The following is an 18,517-nucleotide window of genomic DNA, read 5'->3' on the forward strand; positions in this document are numbered from 1 at the left end:
GATAAGAGTTACCCCTTGTTGCGCTTGACCTGATTGAACGGGACACCGCGGTCGGCGGCGAACTCGCGCGGGAAACCAAGGATCCGTTCGCTGATGACGTTGCGGGCCATCTCTGAGCTGCCGCCCCCCAAAGACCCGGTCTGCCGGGACAGGTAACGCACGCCGATCTCCTGCAGGCCGTCCAGATCGCCACCTTCGTCGACGACGCCGGCCGTGCCGGCGATGGCCAGCGCGGTGTCGACTTCGAGTTCGGTGGTTTCGGCGTGGAACAGCCGGATCAATGTGCCTGCATTCGGCGGCAGCGAGCCGTTGCCGATGGCGCTGCCCACGTGGTCGATGAGCTGTTTCTTGACGATGCGCCGCACGAGGGCCCGTCCGGCCAGGTCCTGCACCCTGGCATCGTCACCCTGCCCGGTGGCCTCGGCCAGCCCGATGTGGTCGGGCGGCATTTCGTTCGCGTTCTCGGCGCCGGTGCCGCTGGCGAACTCGGAACCGCCACCGACAGCGCGGCGTTCGTGGTGGAGCTGGCGGGAAGCAACGGTCCAGCCGTCGTTGACTTCGCCCACCACGGCATCCGCGGGAAGCTCAAGGTTGTCGAAGAATTCCTCGCAGAACTCTTCGTTACCGTTCACCTCGGTGATGCGCCGCATGGTGATACCCGGGGAGTTCAGCGGCACCAGGAACATGGTCAGGCCCTCGTGTTTGGGCACGGTCCAGTCGGTGCGGGCCAGCATCAGCCCGTAGTCGGCGGCGAATGCACTGGTGCTCCAGGTCTTGGCGCCGTTGATGATCCACGTGTCGCCGCGGAGCTCAGCCTTGGTGATCACTCCGGCCAGGTCCGACCCGCCACTGGGTTCGGACAACAACTGGCAGAGAACTTCATCGCCGCGGATCGCCGCCGAAATGCGTTCGCGCTTCTGTTTTTCGCTACCCACGTCGAGAATGGTCGCGGCGCAGATGGTGAACGACGGTGTGTTGAGGATCAGCGGCATCTCGTAGTGAACGCACTCATCGTTGAATGCCTTCTGGTAGGCATAGTCCAGGCCCAGGCCGCCGTATTCCCGCGGAAAGCAGATGCCTGCGAAGCCACCTTCGTAGAGCCGCTGCTGGAGTTCCTTGGCGCGCTCCCACGACTCGATTTCTGCGCGAACCGCGAACGGCGGATTATCCCGGTCGATCGCAGGCAGGTTGTCGGCCAACCACTTCCGGGCACGGAGGACGAACTCCTCGACCGACTCTGTAGTTGCGCTCGTGCTCACGGTCTCGGTCATGCCCCAACCTCCTCGAGTGCGCGGGTCTTGCTGATCGCGTACACGGCGCGATGGTGATCCTCGGGTGAGCCGTACATCGCCCGGTACAGCGCGACCCGTCGCAGGTACATGTGCAGATCGTGTTCCCACGTCACGCCGATGCCGCCGTGCAACTGCACGCAGTCCTGCAACATCACTGGCGCACGTTCGGCCACATAGGCTTTCGCGACGCTGACGAGCTTAGGTGCTTCCGGTGAGCGTTCTGAAACCGCAACCGCGGCTCCCGCGGTGGTGCCGCGTGCCGCCTCGAACCACATCTTCATGTCGGCGGCGCGATGCTTGAGGGCTTGGTAGGAGGCCAGTGGGCGACCGAAGCTGTGGCGGTCGGACAGCCACTGGTTGGTCATCGCCAGCACCGCGTCGAGGATCCCGACAATCTCGGCGCACTGCAGGAGCAGGGCCACCTGGCGCTGGCGTTCGATGCAGGCAGTGGTCTGCTCGACGGTACCCACAACGGCCGCCCCGTCGACCTCGACACCATCGAATCGCACACGGGCGTAACGCTTGACCATGTCGACAGAACCCTGAGCTTCGACGCTGACCCCGGGCGCGTCGGTCGGGACCACGAACTGGCGAACCGCGCCCTCGCACCTGGCGACCACCAACAGCAACGTACTTTCCGCACCTGCCTCAACCCGGTCCTTGGCCCCGTCGATGCGATATCCGGTCGCGGTCGGGGTTGCGGTCAGTCCGGGGTCCAACGGCGCCCAGGCCTTGCCCGGCTCGTAGACGGCCCATGATGCGACGGCTTCGCCGGAGACAAGCGATTCGATTGTCGCCTCATGATTTTCGGGCGCCTCGACCAGCCCGGCCAGTACCACGCTGACCGGGTGCAGCGGGCCGGGCGCGACGGTACGACCGCCCTGTTCGGCGAGAAGCGCCAAATCGGCAACGCCATCCCCGGACGGGCTGCCGCCGCCGAGTTCCTCGGGCACCAGCAGGCTGGCCCAACCGAGCTCGGCCGCACGGCGCCACCATGCGGGGTCGAAGGAGACGCCGTCGGCGTGCAGTTGACGCACCCTGCTCAGCGGCACTTCCTTCTCCAGGAACGCCTGCGCCGTCGAGGCGAACAACATCTGTTCCGGATTTGCCACATCAGTCATGAAATCGACTCAGCCTCTTTGTGGTTGAAGGTGCTCGAAACAACGGGTTGTGATCAGCTCAGGACAAGCGCGGGAACGTCAGGCTTGTAGACCACCTTGTTCTCGACCTTGAACAGGTCGACCATGTTGCGGCCCATCACCTTTCGGACGCCTTCTGCGTCGAGGCCGTGGGCCTCGAGGTCGGCGACCAGATTGATCGGATCGGCCAGACCCTCCGGGTGCGGCCAGTCCGAGCCGAAGATGATGCGGTCGATGCCGCACAGCTCGGCCATCTGCTTGAAGTTGTCCTCCCAGAACGGGGCGACGTACACGCAGCGTTTGAAAGCCTCGATCGGGTCTTCCGGGAACTCCTGCGGCATCTTCGAGTAGACGTCCTTGAACTGGTAGTGCAGGTAGGGAACCCACGATGCACCGTTCTCGATGGACAGGATGCGCAAGTCCGGGTTGCGGGTCAGAGCACCGTGGCAGACCAGTGCGGCCATGGTGTCCTCGATCGGACGCTTGCCCATCGCCACCATTCGGAATGACGTCGGCTTGAACGGCAGGAACTCGTCGGCAGGCTCCCAGTCGTTGAGGTACTGGGCGTATCCGCTGTCGGAGGCGTGCATCGCGACCGGGATGCCGGCCTTGACGCAGGCGTCCCAGAACGGGTCGAACTCGGGCAGGCCCATCGAGCGGGTGCCGCGGTAGCCGGGCACCGGCGCGGGCCGCACGAGCACGGTCTTGGCGCCGCGTTCCAGGCACCACTCGAGTTCTTCGAGCGCTCGGTCGACGTTCGGCAGGGTGATGACCGGCGTGGAGAAGATCCGGTCCTCATAGTTGAACTGCCAAGTCTCATACATCCATTGGTTGAGCGCGTGGATGATGTCGTGGATGAGGTCGGGGTCGTCCTTCAACCGTTCCTCGACGAGCGAGGCCAGCGTCGGGAACATCAGCGTGTAGTCCAGGCCGAGCCCGTCCATCACCTCGAGGCGGGCCTCCGGGTTGCGGAACGCCGGGATCGCCTTCATGGGCTTGCCCATCACCTCGCGGTAGCTCTTGCCGCCGCTGCCGTGGCGGAAGTACTCCTCCTGGGCGCCGGGACGGGCGACCACCTCGAAAGTCGGGTTGGGGATGTAGTCGCTGATGTGGTTACGGACCATGATCTTGGTCCGCCCGCGGACGTCGATGTAGTCGATAACGCCCTTGCGGTTGTCCGGAAGGAATTGCGTCAGCGCTTCCTTGGGCTCGTAGAAGTGATTGTCGGCGTCGAACACCGGGTAATCGAGGATGCGCGAGGGCATGTTCGCCTCCTGGGAGAGTGCGGTTATCGAAACTGGTAATGACGTTACCACGGTTTGGCCAGCGCAGACGAGCCCCTTGGCGGGCCCGGCGACGGAACGGAAAAGTGCAGGTCAGAATGCTTGGGAAGGGTTTGCCAACCCGCGCACGCAGAAGTCGTAGATGTGATCGCCGTCGATGGGCACACCGTTGAGTTCGGCGCCTAGCGAGCGCAGCCGCATGCAGCCCAGTACCAATTGCATGATCAGCGCCGCGGTGCTCGGTACGTCCATGCCCTCACGGAGGGTTCCCTCACTGATGCCGCGCCGGAGAATGTCCTGCAAGAGGTGATGGAGCGGAGCCAGGACCCGGGCATATTCGCGGGGCAGTGACTCAGCCAGATGATCGTTGTAGAACGTCAGGCCGCGGTTGATGCTGTCCTGCGTGCTCGAGGCCGGTGCCACGGTGATCCGGTCGATCAGCGCCCGGAGCGCCTGCGGCCCCGGCAGGTCGGCGGTCTCGGAGCGCCAACGCTGCGTGGACTCGGCCATGATCTTCTCGATGAGCGCGAGCAGCAGCTCGTCCTTGGTGGAAAAGTGCTGGTAGAACGATCGCAGTGAGGTTTTGGACCGCTCGACGACCTCCAGCACGGTGAAGTCGGTGCGTCCGGTTTCACCAAGGATCGCCAGTGCCGATTTCATGAACCGGCTGGCGCGCTCCCCGGCTTCGGCGCGCGCGCCGTCCGACGGTCGTCCGGCTGGCCTGGCCATTGCGGCACCACCTCCGTCATGCTGCACTTGTGGAGAATGACGTTACCGTTTCTGTAGAAGCAATAGGTGGCTAGTGATTACTGTGTTGCTCCGATGAGCGAATGGTTTCTGTTTCTCCCGCAGGTACGGCTGCAGATCGGCGACATCGTCGAGCGGGCGCGGGTCGCCGAGGACGGCGGGTTCGATGGCATTGCGTTCATCGACCACCTTGAGCCGCCCGGCGCGACGCACCAAAGCATTTGGGAGGCAATGACCGTCGCCACGTGGGTGGCGGCGCGCACCGAGCGGCTGCGGATCGGCCACCTCGTGCTGTGCGACGCGTTCCGGCATCCCGCGGTGTTGGCCAAGCAGGCTGTCACGTTGTCGGAGGCGTGCGACGGCCGATTCGAACTTGGATTGGGCTCGGGCTCGTGGCCGCAGGAGTTCACCAGGTTCGGCATCGAGGGCGGTGACGACGCCGCGGCGCGGGTGAGCAGACTCGGCGAGGATCTGGCGTTGCTTCGCCAGTACTGGGATGACGGCGACGCCGCGCAGCTGCCGCGTCCGGAGCACCGAATTCCCTTGGTGCTGGGGGGAACCGGTAAGCGCATGATGGAACTGGTCCGCACTTATGCGGACTGGTGGAATGTCCCCTCGCATCAGCTCGACCGCTTGCCGCGGCTGTTGCCGACAGTGGGATCGGCGCGGGTGTCGCTGCAGCAGATGGTCGGTTTCGTGGGCCGAGATGCAGATCGCGCGGCGGTCACCGAGCGCAGCACTCGGCTGTTCGGGCATCTCGGCGACGGTTTGGTATGTGGCGACGCCTCACAGCTTGCCGATCACTTCGCCGGGCTGAGCGCACAAGGCGTCGAACGCTTCTACGTCTGGTTCTCCGATTTCGCAGCCCCGCAAACACTTTCCGAATTCGCCGACACCGTCATCAATGCGTGACAGAGAGGAAGATCAATGACCACCGAATCAAAAGAGGCATCCACCGAGGCAGCAGAATCCACGTGGACGTTGCAGATGCTGCTGGACCTGTTCGATGCCGAACCGGCCGGGGAGAACCGCTACACCGTACCGACCGGTATCGCCGGCGCTGACGAGCGTCAGGTCGTCGAGGGCACTCAGATCCTCGCGGGTGCGATCGTCGCGGTGGCCAAACGCTTCCCGGAGAAATCGATACGTTCGGCGCACGCCGTGTTCGCCAGGGCTGTTGTGGTGGGCCCGCCGGTCGAACTCGACATCGATGTCATCAGTGAAGGGCGGTCCACCGCCACCGCCGTGGTGGCGGCCTCGCAGAACGGCAAGCGCTGCATCACGATCACGGTGTTCACCGATGTGCCGTCGGGCGACGTGATCCGCCATCACCTGCCGCGGCCGCAGGTCGCCGGACCCGCCGACTCGAACCCGTCACCGATGCCGATGACCGGCCGGGAGTTGCGGCTCGTCGACGTCCTCGACGTGAACAGCCCCGACGAGGTCGGCCCGCCGGAACTGTATGCCTGGCTGCACTACGACCCGATCCCCACGCGCGACGACCTGGCCAAGGCGTTGATCGCGTATTTCACTGGGCACCTCGGGATTTCGACCACCATGCGGGCACATGCCGGCATCGGCACCGCGCAGGCGCATCTGACGGTCTCGACCGCTCCCATGACGGTCACGGTGAGCTTTCACGAACCGGTCCGCTGGGACGGCTGGGTCCTGTACAGCCACGAGAGCACCCAGGTCGGCTCGGGCATGTCCTACGTGCGAGGCGCGGTCCACACGGAAGAGGGCGAGCTCATCGCGTCGTTCAGTCAAGACGGGTTGATCCGCCCGCTGCGTACCACCGACACGAACATTTCGGAGCACTCGCGGCTGTAGCGGCTCAGATCTTCAGATAGCCCTTGTCCGCCGGAATCTGTGCGGCCGTCACCAGCGACGACGCATCGCCGGCCAGCCACACCACGATGTCGGAGATGGTGTCCGGTGGGGTCAGAGAATCCGTCGGTAGCGCGCCGGGGGAGAAGCTGTGGATGTAATGCGGGTGATCCTGGAACACCTGGTACATCGACAGGTCGTTGCCCATCGGAGTGTCGGTGCCGTACGGGTGGATGGAGTTCACCCGGATTCCGAACTCGCCCAACTCGACTGCGAGTGAGTTGGTCAGCCCGACGACGCCGAACTTGCTGGCGCAGTAGTGCCCACAGCCGGGCACGGCCTTGATGCCTGCCGCCGAACTGATGGTGATGATCGACCCGCCGTTGCCTGCCGCGATCATCGGTGGCACCACCGCCTGCACGGTGTTGAACACCCCGGTGAGGTTGACATCGAGGATGTCCTGCCACTGCTGGGCCGAGATCTCCCACAGCCGACCCCAGTTGAGCACGCCGGCATTGGCGACGACGATGTCAAGGCGCCCGAACTGTTCGACCGCGTCGGCCACCACGCGGCGCTGTCCCGCGGCGTCACGGACGTCAACTTGCGCGGCCAGGATCTTGCGACCCTCACCTTCGACGAGGGCTACCGTCTCGGCCAAGTCGTCCGGGGTGGCGGCCGGGTAGCCGTTGTGTTCGGCGACGGGTGCGCAGGCGTCGATCGCGACGACATCCGCTCCGGCCCGGGCGAGCCTCACACAGTGCGAGCGGCCCTGTCCGCGGGCCGCGCCCGTCACGTAGGCGACCCGCCCGGCCAGTGGGGTATCGGCGCTCATGCAGACTGCTCCTCGCGTATGGAAACGGAATGTGTTCGGAGCCGGGAGAACCGGTAGTCCGTGAGTGCGGAGTGGCGCGCGAACCGGCGGGAACCGGTGATCGTCTGCGGCCGGTAATACGGGGTCTCGTGCTGTGAATTCACGAAGTAGGTGTTCAGGCCGGACGTGGCCGTGTAGTAGAGGTGCGCGACTCGGCCATCCCGTCGCATCCGCTCGTTCCATGCGTTGAAGGCGTCCTGACCGACCTCCACCACACCGGCGCCGCGGTGCCTGGCCTCGTCGATGATCCGCACCGCGTGCGCGGCCATGGTCTCGACGTAATCAAGCCAGGCGAATCCGACGAACCCGAGCGGCCCGACGATCTCCCATCGGTTGGGCAACCGCGGATGCGCGGTCCCTGCATAGCTGTGCAGGCCGTGCGCGCGATAGTACTGGGCGAGATCGAATCCGTTGGGCCCCAGGACGGTTCCCGGGCGGTACGTTTCCGGATCGATCCACAGCTCGTAACCGGTGGCCGGCACCAGGAGGTCGGCGGGACGTTCGACACCGTCGGCGGTGAGGATGCCGGTCGGGGTGATCCGTTCGATGGGCGTGGTGATCAGATGGGTGTTGGGGTTGTTCAGCGCGGGTAGGAACGCACTCGAGATCACCGGCCGCTTCGCCAGGATTCCATAGCGCGGGACCAGCTTCCGTCGAGTCTGCGGATCGTGGACGACGGTGCGCAGCAGCAACCGGTAGAGCAGCCTGCACCAGGCGTCGTACAGCGGCATGATCCGCATGAGCACTTTGTCGGGCAGTCGGGCGAATACATGCACGATGGGCGCGACCATGAAGATGTCCATGGCAAGCCGGCCCGCTGCGTCAACGGCACGCAGAACGCCGGGCAGTCGCAGGACGCCCCGCATCAAGGGCGGGATGTCGAAGTCGACTTTCGGAAGCACCCACGCCGGGGTGCGTTGGTAGACGTCCAGGCCGGCCGCCTCGGCGGACAACGCGGCGGCGATCTGAACCCCGGACGATCCCGTCCCGATCACCGCGACCCGCTTGCTGCGGGTGTCGTAGGAATCGTCCCACGCGTTGGGCCGCAGGATGGTTCCGGCGAAGTCGTCGAAACCCTCGATGTCGACCGTGGGTTTGGCGTTCACATATCCGCCGACCGAGCTGATCACGAACCGCGCGGTGATCGGCGACCGGTTCCGGATCCGCAACTGCCAGAGCCCGTCTTCGTCGTCCCACTGTTGTTGGGTCACTTCGGCATTGGCTTGCAGGTGTTCGTACAGACCCAGCGTGGTCGCCGTGTCCTGAAGGTAGCGGTGGATCTCCGGACCCGGCGCGAACAGCCGCGTCCAGTGCGGGTTCGGCGCGAAGGACAGCTGATACCACAGTGTCGGGATGTCGACCGCGAGCCCGGGGTAGTGGTTGTCCCGCCAGGTGCCGCCGAAGTCGGCGCCGCGCTCGATGATGACGAAGTCCTCGATACCTTTCTGGCGCAATAGATGCGCGGCCGCGATCCCGCCGGGGCCCGCACCGATGATGGCTACTTCGTAATCAGGTTGAGGCATCGTTACCTTTCAAGTCCGCTGACAATGTGTTCGGACACGAACCGTTTGACCGCGCGTGGGCTGTTGAGGTTCACGCCCATCGGCGGCAACAGTTCGAAGCTGAACAAAAGGCGGACGATCCATTCGGCGGCCCGCGCGGGGGCTACCCCGGCGCCCACCTCGCCGCGCTTCTGCGCTGCACGCACCAGTGGTTTCCACAGATCGATCGAGCGCTGCATCAAGTCGTCTCCGGTGTTCCGCAGCAACAACACCAGAATGCTCTCGTTGATGCCGCCCGGGGTAACCGAGTCGGAATGCCTGCGATGGGCGCAGATCACCACCGCGGCCTCGGCGACCTGATCGGCCAGGCTGTCCGCACGGTGGACTTGGGTGGCCAGCGCCTCGATGAACCCTGCGGCGAGCTGTTCCAGCGCTGTCTCGATGGCGTTGTCCCGGCTGCCCAGTGCGTTGTGGACGGTGCCGCGGGATACGCCGGCGGCTTCCGCCACCGCGGTGAGGCTGAATTGCCGGGGCCCTAAACGCCTTAACGTGTCAACCGTGGCAGCGAGCAGCGCGGGGGACACGGTGCGGCCCGGCTCGCTCATTTGCACACATTAGCGATATGTGTTCAAGCTGGTCAATGGCTGAGGCCGGTCGATCAGTCGGCGGCCAATGCCGAGGTGAGCACATCGAGTGGCAGACCACCCAGATCGAGTGCCCGGCTGTGGAACTCCCGCAACGACGCGCCACGGAGCAAAGTCTCCTCGCGCAACTGGTGCCAGATCCGCTGCCCGATGGCATACGAGGGTGCTTGTCCGGGCCAGCCCAGGTAGCGGTCGAGCTCGAAGCGGAGATGCTCCTCGGACATGGCCGAATGGGAGACCAGGAAGTTCCATGCCCGTTCGGCGTCCCACACTTCGCCGTCCGGTGCGGTCAGTCCGCAGTGCACACCGATGTCGAGGACCACGCGGGCAGCTCGGAAGCGTTGCGCATCAAGCATTCCCATTCGGTTGGCGGCATCGTCGAGCCAGCCAAGGTCGGCCATCAGCCGTTCGGCGTAGAGCGCCCAGCCTTCGCCGTGTCCGGAGACCCAGCACCCCAGCCGTCGCCAGCGGTTGAGCTGGCCGGCCAAAGCCACGGCGCGGCCGATCTGCAGATGATGGCCGGGAACACCTTCGTGGAAGACGGTCGTCGTCTCCTGCCAGGTGTGGAACGTCTCGACACCGGCCGGCACCGACCACCACATCCGCCCGGGCCTGCTCCAGTCCTCGGAAGGACCGGTGTAGTAGATGCCGCCGGTATGGGTGGGCGCGATCCGGCACTCCAAGTTCCGGAGCGGACCGTCGATGTCGAAGTGTGTGCCTGCCAACGAGTCCACGGCCCGGTCCGACAGGTCCTGCATCCAGGCCTGCAGCGCATCGGTGCCGGTGACGATGTAGCGGGGGTCCTCGTTGAGTCGGCGCAAAGTCTCGGCCACCGTCGCCCCGGGATACAGCTGCTGCGCGATCGATTCCTGCTCGGCAACAACGGCGTCGAGAAGCCCCAGACCCCAGTCGTAGGCCTCGTCAAGGTCCACGCTGGTGCCGAGGAACGACCGTGACAACAATTGATAGGCGTCGCGTCCGCAGGCATCGGACACGCCGGCGCGCGGCGCGATATCGTCGTGAAGCACATCGCCGAGGCGTCGGTACGCTTCGGCGGCAGCCGCGGTGCGCTGTCGTAATTCTGCGTGCAGCGCCGAATTTCCGGCCGCTGTCTCGATGACCATGTCGGTGAACAACTGGGCGGTCTGCCGGGCCTGGGCGATGCCGCGGCTGACCTGACGGATCGCCGGGGGATGTGCCCCGGCCACTGCGGCCCGCAGCGCCCGCGCGTAGCCGTCGGCACGGTCAGGCACTTTGGCCAGCCGGGCGGCGATCAGTGCCCAGTCGTCCTCGGTGTCGGTGGCCATCAGGTCGAACACGTCGCGCATCGTCTGCAGCGGGGAGGCGATCACGTTGAGCTCGCCCAGATCCAATCCGGCATCGTGTAATTCGACGGTCACGCCCAGGCGTTCGCGCATCGCGGCGACCGTCACCACATCCACGTCGTCAGCCGGGCTGACGGTGTCCAGTTCGCGCAGCGCGGTGCGAGCCGCGTCGGCGCGGGCGGCAACGCCTTCCTGCGAGTAGTCGGTGACGTCGTCGTCGTAGCCGGTGATGCCGAGTTCGGTTGCGGCGCACGGGTCCAGGCGGGCGTAGGTCTCGAGGTAGCGCTCGGCTACCGCGTCAACCTGAGTCTGGGTCCTACCCAAGGTCATTCGTCGCGAAGGTGTCGCACTTGTTGGGATCGCCGGTCCGGTATCCCTCGGTGAACCACTTCTGCCGTTGCTCGGATGAGCCGTGTGTCCACGCCTCCGGGTTCACCCGGCCGGTGGCCGCGGCCTGGATCCGGTCGTCGCCGACCGACGATGCGGCCGACAGGGCATCGGCGATGTCCTTGTCGCTCAATGGTTCCAGGAATGGCACGCCGGTGCTCTCCTGGCGCGTGATGGAGGCGTAGTGCGCCCAGACACCCGCGTAGCAGTCGGCTTGAAGCTCGGTACGGACGCCGCCGCCGGTCGCGCCCTCGGGATCCTGCTGCGCGCGGCCGAGCACACCCAGCAGGTTCTGCACGTGGTGGCCGAACTCGTGGGCCACCACGTACTCCTGCGCGAGCGGCCCTCCACTGGAGCCGAACTGAGTCTTCAGAACATCGAAGAAGTCGGTGTCGAAGTACGCGGTCTGGTCCACCGGGCAGTAGAACGGGCCGACATCACTGGTGGCAGGACCGCACCCGGTTTGGACCTGACCGGAGAACAACCGGACGTGCGGGCGTTGGTAGCCCTTCAGAAGCTGTTGCCACACACCGTCGACGGAGTTACCGGTCGCGACCACTCGACACTGCACGATTTCGTTGGCGTCCGCGCCGGTCTTGCACTGGCTCAGATCGAAGCCCTCGGCCTCGGCGCCCTGGGTGTTGATCTGCTGCTGCTGCGGCATGACCGTGCCGGGGTCGATGCCGAGGAACAGCGCGAGCACCAGGACCACCAGACCACCGAGACCGCCGCCGATCGCGATCCCCCGGCCCGGGCCGCGACCCCCACCACTGCTCGATGTGGTGCTCGTGTCGATCTGCATACCCTCGTTGAAGGTCATCGCGTCGCTCCATCGCATTCGCCGGTAGGTCGTGCTCGACAGCCCGTTTAGCTTCCCACACTACGATTCAGGACGTGTCCGTCGTCGCGGAACGTTCGACTATCGCCCACACGTCGCTGGGGCGACTACGCGGCACGCTCGAGGGCGGTGTCGGGGTGTGGCGGGGTGTCCACTACGCCCAGCAACCGGTTGGGGCACTGCGCTTCGTCGCGCCGCAGCCGTTGACTGCCTGGGACGGCGTGCGCGACGCGAGGGACCACGGTCCGTTGCCGCCGCAGGGCCGGTCGTTCGTCGGAGGTGGGCGCGACGATCCGAAGATCCGTGACGAGGCCTGCCTGACGGTCACCGTGTGGTCCCCGGACACAGCCGGGTCATTGCCCGTCATGGTGTGGATTCCCGGTGGCGCCTTCGTCTACGGCGCCGGCCAGCTGCAGCTCTACAACGGATCGCGGCTGGCGGCCAACGGCAATGTGGTGGTCGTCAACGTCACGTATCGCCTCGGCGTGTTCGGCGGTTTCGAATTGGGTGATCTGGGCTCGGGATTCGATGACAATCTCTGCCTACGGGATCAGATCGCGGCGTTGCGCTGGGTTCGCGACAACATCGCGGCGTTCGGCGGCGATCCGGAACGGGTGACGGTGTTCGGTGAATCCGCGGGTGCGACCTCGGTGTTGGCGTTGCTGGCCAGCCCGGCCGCCGAAGGTTTGTTCGCCCGGGCCATCGCGCAGAGCCCGGCGTTGCCGTTGATCGCCGATCGCGAGACCCGGGCGCGTCAATCGCGCCGGTTCATGAACTTGCTCGGGGTCGGGGCCGAGCAACTCAAGGTGCTGCCGCAGCGGCAACTGCGTCGCGCCGCGGGACAGCTGCAGCTGGAAAGCGCGCAGCAGACGCCGACGTTGGCGTACGGATTGACCCACGGTGTCGACCTGCTACCGATGCACCCGATCGACGCCGCGAGGGCCGGCGCGGTGCTGCCGGTGCCTCTCATCGTCGGCACCAACAGTCACGAGGCAACGATGTTCGCGTGGGGTAAGCCGCCGATGCTGCCGACCACGCTCGAGGGCGTGGAGGGTTACTTCCGTCGCCGGGCACCGCAGGCGCGCGACCGGGTGCTGTCCGCGTATCCGGCGTTCCCGCGTCGCGGGGCGCTGGTCGCCTTCGGTTCCGACGTCATGTTCGGCGCGCCGACATGGGCGTTCTCCGACGCCTACAGCGCGCACGCGCCAACGCACGTGTACCGGTTCGACCACACCACCTGGACGCTCAAAGCGCTGGGTCTCGGCGCCACCCACGGCAGCGAGATCGTGCACATCCAACACAGCTACAGCTCGTATCTGGGCCGCAAGATTCACCCGCTGGGCCGGCGGGTACAGCCGTCGGTCGGTCGGCGCATGCAACGCACCTGGCTGGATTTCGCCGGCGCCGAAGTGGCCGACTGGCCGCGCTACGACATCGAACGGCGGCTGACCAGGGTGATCCGGTCAGCCCGCGATGAGACGGTGGAGGATCCCGACGCGGTCAGGCGGATGGCCTGGGAGGGCCTGTACTAAGCCGCGAAGCGCTCGTCTGTATAGCGGCGCAGGTTGTGCAGGAACCGCTGGAACAACCACGCCATCACCGGCTTGCCCAGCGTCATCCCGAGCCGCCCGGCCAGGCCGTTTGGCTTCATCGCCATCACCCACGTCAGGTGGCAGCCCTGTCCGGTCTCGACGACGCGGTAATCCTCGGCGAATGCCGAGATCGCGTTCGACGTGCTGGTGTTGAAGCGGAAAGCCATGTGGGAGAAGGGTTCCCAAGCCAAGAATTCCTCGTCGCCGACGATGTTTCCGCGCATCGTGACGGTGCGGGTGGTGCCGATGCCGCGGGGTTCGGGGCTGGTCCACTCGACGTTGGTGATGACCGTCGCCCAATGCGGCCACGATGTCTCGTCGGCCAGCACCTCGAAGAGCTGTTCGGGCGTGATCGCCAGGTCGACAGTGCTGACGAAGCGGAACGGTGCGCGGTCGATGAAATCCAGCTCGACGCGCTCGCACTCATAGATCCTGGCCACGGGTAGACACTCTAGGTCAGAGTGTCTACTGGCGCGTCAGCCCGGGCCCTCGCTGGCCGCCGCCAGCAGCGGCACGACGACATCGCTGATCGGTGTGGGCAGGCCGTAGGCGGCGGCCTTGCGGCGGATGACCCCATTACGGATGTCCCACTCCAATGGTCGACCCGCCTCGCGGTCGGCCAAGATCGAGGTTCCTGTGTCGGCAGGTACGCCGGCGAGCAAACCGGTGATCTTGTCGATGTCCGCGTCGCTCAGATCTGCACCGTCGGCCCGGCCCACCGCCACACATTCGGCGACGTAATCGCGGGCCAGCGCGGCGACGTCGTCGCGGCTGAACATCCCCGCGCGACGGCCCGTCAGGACCAGCAGTCCGAACACGGCGTTCACCAGCAGCTTGCGCCACGCCTCGGTGAGGTACTCCGGGGTGGTCTGCACCGTCATGGCCGGAACGTCCAGTAGCGGAACCAGGTTGCGGGCCGCGTCATTGTCGGGTAGCACCATGCGGACGTCGGTGCGCAGCCACACCCATCCCGGTGGCTGGGTCTCCGCCGTGAACCACAGGACTGCGGGAACGACCGTCGCGGATGGGCAGTACGGGCTCAGACGCTCCACCTGTTCCACGCCGTTCTGGAGCGCGCACACCACGGTGCGCCCGTCGCACAGCCGGTCCAGCCAGCCGGCAGCGTCTGCGTACTGGGTGTCTTTGACCGCGAGCAACACCACATCAACCGGACCGTCCACATCGGTGGGGTCGGTGTGCACCGGGCCGGGCACCACGATCGGATCTCGATCGTCGGGTCGCACCTCGATCGCACTACGGGGAGTCCGTCCGCATAGGAGTACGGGCCGTTCGGCAGCGTGCAAGAGTGCCGCAACGGTGGACCCGATGGCGCCGGGGCCGACGACCGCGATCGTGGAGTTCACGATCGCCAAACTACCGGCGACGATGCTCCCTCTACACTTGTCACTCGTTCCACACCTCTTCCATTAGGAGTTTTCGTGCTGCGCACTCACGCCGCCGGTTCGTTGCGGCCCGCCGATGCCGGACACACGGTGACGCTGGCGGGATGGGTGGCGCGCCGTCGTGACCACGGCGGCGTGATCTTCATCGATCTACGCGATGCGTCGGGAGTGTCGCAGGTGGTGTTCCGTGAGGGCGACGTGCTGGCCGCCGCGCATCGGCTGCGCGCCGAATTTTGTGTCGCGGTAACCGGTGTCGTCGAGGCTCGCCCGGAGGGCAACGAGAACGCCGAGATTCCCACCGGGCAGATCGAGGTGAATGCGACGTCGCTGACCGTGCTGGCGGAGAGCGCTCCGCTGCCGTTCCAGCTCGATGAGACTGCCGGCGAGGAAGCGCGGCTGAAATACCGCTACCTTGACCTTCGCCGGGACGGCCCGGGTAACGCAATCCGGTTGCGGTCCAAGGTGAGTGCGGCCGCTCGGGGAGTGCTGGCAAGCCACGACTTCGTCGAGATCGAGACGCCGACGCTGACGCGGTCGACGCCGGAGGGCGCCCGCGACTTCCTGGTGCCTGCGCGGTTGCAGCCGGGCTCGTTCTACGCGCTGCCGCAGAGCCCGCAGCTGTTCAAACAGCTGCTGATGGTCGCCGGGATGGAGCGCTACTACCAGATCGCCCGGTGCTACCGCGACGAGGATTTCCGCGCCGACCGCCAGCCGGAGTTCACCCAGCTGGACATGGAGATGAGCTTCGTCGACACCGAGGACGTCATCGCGATTTCTGAGGAGATCATCACCGCGCTGTGGGCGCTGATCGGTTACGACGTTCCCACGCCGCTGCCGCGGATGACGTACGACGACGCGATGCGCCGGTTCGGGTCGGACAAGCCAGACCTGCGGTTCGGCCTGGAACTCGTCGAGTGCACCGAGTACTTCAAGGACACCACCTTCCGGGTGTTCCAGGCGCCGTACGTGGGCGCTGTGGTCATGCCCGGCGGTGCGTCGCAACCGCGGCGCACGCTGGACGGCTGGCAGGAGTTCGCCAAGCAGCGCGGGCACCGCGGCCTGGCCTATGTACTGATCGGCGACGACGGGACCCTGGGCGGTCCCGTCGCGAAGAACTTGACGGATGCCGAGCGTGACGGGTTGGCCGCACATGTCGGCGCGTCGCCGGGGGACTGCGTGTTCTTCTCGGCGGGCCCGGCGAAGCCCTCGCGCGCCCTGCTCGGCGCGGCCCGGATCGAGATCGCCAAACGGCTCGACATGATCGATCCCAATGCCTGGGCGTTCACCTGGGTGATCGATCCGCCATTGTTCGAACCCGCCGACGAGGCGACCGCTTCCGGTGACGTGGCCGTCGGTTCCGGGGCATGGACCGCGGTGCACCACGCGTTCACCGCGCCCAAGCCCGAGTTCGCCGACCGGATCGACACCGATCCGGGTGCGGTGTTGGCCGACGCTTACGACATCGTGTGCAATGGCAACGAGATCGGTGGCGGGTCGATCCGTATCCACCGCCGCGACATCCAGGAGCGGGTGTTCGCGATCATGGGCATCGACCATGACGAGGCGCAGGAAAAGTTCGGCTTCCTGTTGGAGGCCTTCGCTTTCGGTGCTCCGCCGCACGGTGGCATCGCTTTCGGCTGGGATCGCATCACCGCGCTGTTGGCCGGCGTTGACTCGATCCGCGAGGTGATCGCGTTCCCGAAGTCCGGTGGCGGCGTCGACCCGCTGACCGACGCACCCGCGCCGATCACCCCGCAGCAGCGCAAGGAGTCGGGTATCGACGCAAAGCCGAAAGAAGCCGGCAAGTCCTAGGCGGACACCAGCCCGTGCCGAGATTGAACGCAGGGACAGAAGCTGCGTCGAATCTGTCCCTGGCTGCAATATCGGGAATAGACCGCACGATTGAGAGGCTGGTCCACACATGTCAGATATCGACAAGGACAAGATGGTCGCCGCCACCAAGGAGCTCGAGGACTTCAACCGCCGCATCACCGAGGAATTCCGCGCCAACGGTGGCAAGGTCGACGGCTTCGGCGCGAACCTGCTCTTGCTGCACACCACCGGCGCCAAAACGGGGCAGCCTCGGATGTCACCGCTGGCGTTTCTGACGATCGACGGCAAGACGATCATCTTCGGCTCCTACGCCGGCGGGCCGAAACATCCGGCGTGGGTGCACAACGTGCGGGCCAATCCCAAGGCCCGTATCGAGGTGGGCACCGAGTCCTACGACGTCACCCTGCGTGAGCTTGCGGACGATGAGCGGGCGGCGCTGCTGCCGAAAGTCATCGAGCTGGCGCCAGTATTCGCCGAGTACCAGGCGAAGACCACACGGACCATCCCGCTCTTCGAGCTGACCCGCGTCTGACTTTCACCGGAATAGCATTCCCGGTCGTTAAACGCTCGCGTTTACGACCGGGAATGCTATTCCGCGGCTGGTTAGAGCCGTTCGATGATGGTCGCGTTGGCCATTCCGCCGCCTTCGCACATGGTTTGCAGTCCGTAGCGTCCACCGCGCTGCTCCAGGGCATTGACCAACGTCGTCATGATTCGCGCCCCGCTGGCGCCGAGCGGGTGCCCGATCGCTATCGCCCCGCCGTTGACGTTGGTGCGTGCGAGGTCAGCGCCCGTTTCCAAAGCCCAGCTGAGCACCACTGGCGCGAACGCCTCGTTGACCTCGAACAGGTCGATGTCCGCCAACGTCAAACCTGCGCGCGCCAGGACCTTTTCGGTGGCCGGGATGACTCCGGTCAACATGTACAGCGGGTCAGAGCCCACGACGGTGGTGGTGTGAATACGTGCGAGCGGGCGCAGACCGAGCTTCTTGGCGGTCTCGCCGCCGGTGATCATCACGGCCGCGCTGCCGTCGGACAGCGGTGAGGAGTTGCCCGGGGTGATGTCCCAGTTGATCTGGGGAAAGCGCGTCGCGTACGCCTCGTTGTAGAACGCCGGCTTGAGCCCGGCCAGGCTCTCCACCGAGGTACCGGGACGGACGATCTCGTCGGTCGACAGCCCGGCGATCGGCGCCAGCTCGGTGTCGAACAGCCCGTCTTTGGTTGCGCGCGCCGCCTTTTCGTGGCTCGCGGCGGAGAACTCGTCGAGCTGGGTGCGTGACAAGCCCCATTTGGCGGCGATCAGCTCAGCGCTGATGCCCTGTGGAACAAGGCCTTCGGAGTAGCGTTCGGCGAACGCGAGCCCGAACGGATCGCTGCCGGGGAGTACGGAGGTGCCCATCGGGACCCGTGACATGGACTCCACTCCAGCGGCGATCACGATGTCGTACGCGCCGGCGAGCACCCCCTGGGCGGCGAAACTGATTGCCTGCTGCGAACTTCCGCACTGGCGGTCCACGGTGGTCCCGGGAACGGACTCAGGGAAGCCGGCGCCCAGCAGGGCATTGCGGGCGATGTTGACGGCTTGGTCGCCGACCTGCGTCACCGCGCCGGCGATGACGTCGTCGACCTGAGCGGGGTCCACGCCGGTGCGCTCGATCAACTCGCGAAGACTGTGTGCGAGCAGGTCTGCGGGCAGCACGCCGTGCAACGCTCCGTTCGCCTTGCCCTTGCCGACCGGGGTGCGAACCGCTCCCACGATGACTGCATCCCGACCTGCATATCCGGCCATCTCTGCCTCCTGAAGCTCAACGCTGAGTATTATGATGTAAACCCAG

The 18,517-nt window shown here is 65.9% G+C and carries 17 protein-coding genes; 5 read left to right on the plus strand and 12 right to left on the minus strand.

Translation table 11 applies throughout. The features are described 5' to 3' along the window. Positions 1–8: 8 nt before the first annotated feature. The 4 genes from ABQF30_RS08980 to ABQF30_RS08995 form a co-directional block, all read right to left on the minus strand. Positions 9–1,271, minus strand: coding sequence for an acyl-CoA dehydrogenase family protein (locus tag ABQF30_RS08980; RefSeq protein WP_448462457.1), 1,263 nt, complete (start codon positions 1,269–1,271; stop codon positions 9–11). Further along, entirely contained in the window at positions 1,268–2,413 is a 1,146-nt protein-coding gene (locus tag ABQF30_RS08985) for an acyl-CoA dehydrogenase family protein (protein WP_448462459.1), read from the minus strand. Before ABQF30_RS08985 ends, ABQF30_RS08980 begins: the two co-directional genes overlap by 4 nt. A 53-nt stretch (positions 2,414–2,466) precedes the next feature. Then, positions 2,467–3,696 carry an amidohydrolase family protein gene (locus ABQF30_RS08990; RefSeq protein ID WP_448462461.1) on the minus strand — a complete coding sequence of 410 codons (1,230 nt, stop codon included), beginning with the start codon at positions 3,694–3,696 and terminating at the stop codon, positions 2,467–2,469. 111 nt (positions 3,697–3,807) lie between these two features. Continuing rightward, positions 3,808–4,443 (minus strand): TetR/AcrR family transcriptional regulator, encoded by a 636-nt coding sequence (locus ABQF30_RS08995; RefSeq protein ID WP_448462463.1) that lies wholly within the window; start codon positions 4,441–4,443, stop codon positions 3,808–3,810. Positions 4,444–4,536: 93 nt separating this feature from the next. Here ABQF30_RS08995 and ABQF30_RS09000 point away from each other — a divergent pair, with 93 nt between their 5' ends. After that, positions 4,537–5,373 (plus strand): LLM class flavin-dependent oxidoreductase, encoded by an 837-nt coding sequence (locus ABQF30_RS09000; protein WP_448462465.1) that lies wholly within the window; start codon positions 4,537–4,539, stop codon positions 5,371–5,373. 15 nt (positions 5,374–5,388) lie between these two features. Further along, entirely contained in the window at positions 5,389–6,291 is a 903-nt protein-coding gene (locus ABQF30_RS09005) for an acyl-CoA thioesterase (protein WP_448462467.1), read from the plus strand. A 4-nt stretch (positions 6,292–6,295) separates the two neighbouring features. Here the strand turns inward: ABQF30_RS09005 and ABQF30_RS09010 are convergent, their stop codons facing one another. The 5 genes from ABQF30_RS09010 to ypfJ are packed head-to-tail and all read right to left on the minus strand — an operon-like array spanning position 6,296 to position 11,837. Next, on the minus strand, positions 6,296–7,120 hold the full coding sequence (locus ABQF30_RS09010) for a mycofactocin-coupled SDR family oxidoreductase (RefSeq protein ID WP_448462469.1): 825 nt from the start codon (positions 7,118–7,120) through the stop codon (positions 6,296–6,298). Beyond that, on the minus strand, positions 7,117–8,682 hold the full coding sequence (locus tag ABQF30_RS09015) for a flavin-containing monooxygenase (RefSeq protein ID WP_448462471.1): 1,566 nt from the start codon (positions 8,680–8,682) through the stop codon (positions 7,117–7,119). Before ABQF30_RS09015 ends, ABQF30_RS09010 begins: the two co-directional genes overlap by 4 nt. A gap of 2 nt (positions 8,683–8,684) precedes the next feature. Beyond that, positions 8,685–9,266 carry a TetR/AcrR family transcriptional regulator gene (locus tag ABQF30_RS09020; RefSeq protein ID WP_448462473.1) on the minus strand — a complete coding sequence of 194 codons (582 nt, stop codon included), beginning with the start codon at positions 9,264–9,266 and terminating at the stop codon, positions 8,685–8,687. A gap of 53 nt (positions 9,267–9,319) precedes the next feature. Further along, positions 9,320–10,960, minus strand: coding sequence for a DUF885 domain-containing protein (locus tag ABQF30_RS09025; protein ID WP_448462475.1), 1,641 nt, complete (start codon positions 10,958–10,960; stop codon positions 9,320–9,322). Further along, complete coding sequence (gene ypfJ, locus ABQF30_RS09030; RefSeq protein WP_448462477.1) at positions 10,947–11,837, minus strand: KPN_02809 family neutral zinc metallopeptidase; 891 nt, start codon at positions 11,835–11,837, stop codon at positions 10,947–10,949. The genes ABQF30_RS09025 and ypfJ overlap by 14 nt, the downstream gene beginning before the upstream one ends. A gap of 74 nt (positions 11,838–11,911) precedes the next feature. Between ypfJ and ABQF30_RS09035 the strand changes: the two genes are divergently transcribed. After that, on the plus strand, positions 11,912–13,387 hold the full coding sequence (locus tag ABQF30_RS09035) for a carboxylesterase/lipase family protein (protein WP_448462479.1): 1,476 nt from the start codon (positions 11,912–11,914) through the stop codon (positions 13,385–13,387). On the opposite strand, the gene ABQF30_RS09040 is transcribed toward ABQF30_RS09035, so the two are convergent. Continuing rightward, positions 13,384–13,887: an SRPBCC family protein gene (locus ABQF30_RS09040; protein ID WP_448462481.1), complete on the minus strand. Its 504-nt coding sequence runs from the start codon at positions 13,885–13,887 to the stop codon at positions 13,384–13,386. The two genes, ABQF30_RS09035 and ABQF30_RS09040, sit on opposite strands and share 4 nt — an antisense overlap. 36 nt (positions 13,888–13,923) lie before the next feature. Beyond that, the gene (locus ABQF30_RS09045) at positions 13,924–14,811 is read right to left on the minus strand and encodes an oxidoreductase (protein WP_448462483.1); all 888 of its coding nucleotides are present in this window, start codon (positions 14,809–14,811) and stop codon (positions 13,924–13,926) included. Between the two features lie 75 nt (positions 14,812–14,886). Here ABQF30_RS09045 and aspS point away from each other — a divergent pair, with 75 nt between their 5' ends. Both aspS and ABQF30_RS09055 read left to right on the plus strand, forming a co-directional pair. Beyond that, the gene (gene aspS, locus ABQF30_RS09050) at positions 14,887–16,662 is read left to right on the plus strand and encodes an aspartate--tRNA ligase (RefSeq protein ID WP_448462485.1); all 1,776 of its coding nucleotides are present in this window, start codon (positions 14,887–14,889) and stop codon (positions 16,660–16,662) included. Positions 16,663–16,771: 109 nt separating this feature from the next. Continuing rightward, positions 16,772–17,215 carry a nitroreductase family deazaflavin-dependent oxidoreductase gene (locus ABQF30_RS09055; RefSeq protein ID WP_448462487.1) on the plus strand — a complete coding sequence of 148 codons (444 nt, stop codon included), beginning with the start codon at positions 16,772–16,774 and terminating at the stop codon, positions 17,213–17,215. 71 nt (positions 17,216–17,286) lie between these two features. Here the strand turns inward: ABQF30_RS09055 and ABQF30_RS09060 are convergent, their stop codons facing one another. Continuing rightward, a complete protein-coding gene (locus ABQF30_RS09060; protein ID WP_448462489.1) occupies positions 17,287–18,471 on the minus strand; it encodes a thiolase family protein in 1,185 nt (394 codons plus the stop codon). Positions 18,472–18,517 lie beyond the last annotated feature (46 nt).

Source organism: Mycolicibacterium sp. XJ870, assembly GCF_053483975.1.

Excerpts from the sequence above, each read along its gene's own strand:
- ABQF30_RS08980 (WP_448462457.1), bottom strand. The coding sequence starts at position 1,271 with ATGACCGAGACCGTGAGCACGAGCGCAACTACAGAGTCGGTCGAGGAG.
- ABQF30_RS08985 (WP_448462459.1), bottom strand. The coding sequence starts at position 2,413 with ATGACTGATGTGGCAAATCCGGAACAGATGTTGTTCGCCTCGACGGCG.
- ABQF30_RS08990 (WP_448462461.1), bottom strand. The coding sequence starts at position 3,696 with ATGCCCTCGCGCATCCTCGATTACCCGGTGTTCGACGCCGACAATCAC.
- ABQF30_RS08995 (WP_448462463.1), bottom strand. The coding sequence starts at position 4,443 with ATGGCCAGGCCAGCCGGACGACCGTCGGACGGCGCGCGCGCCGAAGCC.
- ABQF30_RS09000 (WP_448462465.1), top strand. The coding sequence starts at position 4,537 with ATGAGCGAATGGTTTCTGTTTCTCCCGCAGGTACGGCTGCAGATCGGC.
- ABQF30_RS09005 (WP_448462467.1), top strand. The coding sequence starts at position 5,389 with ATGACCACCGAATCAAAAGAGGCATCCACCGAGGCAGCAGAATCCACG.
- ABQF30_RS09010 (WP_448462469.1), bottom strand. The coding sequence starts at position 7,120 with ATGAGCGCCGATACCCCACTGGCCGGGCGGGTCGCCTACGTGACGGGC.
- ABQF30_RS09015 (WP_448462471.1), bottom strand. The coding sequence starts at position 8,682 with ATGCCTCAACCTGATTACGAAGTAGCCATCATCGGTGCGGGCCCCGGC.
- ABQF30_RS09020 (WP_448462473.1), bottom strand. The coding sequence starts at position 9,266 with ATGAGCGAGCCGGGCCGCACCGTGTCCCCCGCGCTGCTCGCTGCCACG.
- ABQF30_RS09025 (WP_448462475.1), bottom strand. The coding sequence starts at position 10,960 with ATGACCTTGGGTAGGACCCAGACTCAGGTTGACGCGGTAGCCGAGCGC.
- ypfJ (WP_448462477.1), bottom strand. The coding sequence starts at position 11,837 with ATGACCTTCAACGAGGGTATGCAGATCGACACGAGCACCACATCGAGC.
- ABQF30_RS09055 (WP_448462487.1), top strand. The coding sequence starts at position 16,772 with ATGTCAGATATCGACAAGGACAAGATGGTCGCCGCCACCAAGGAGCTC.
- ABQF30_RS09060 (WP_448462489.1), bottom strand. The coding sequence starts at position 18,471 with ATGGCCGGATATGCAGGTCGGGATGCAGTCATCGTGGGAGCGGTTCGC.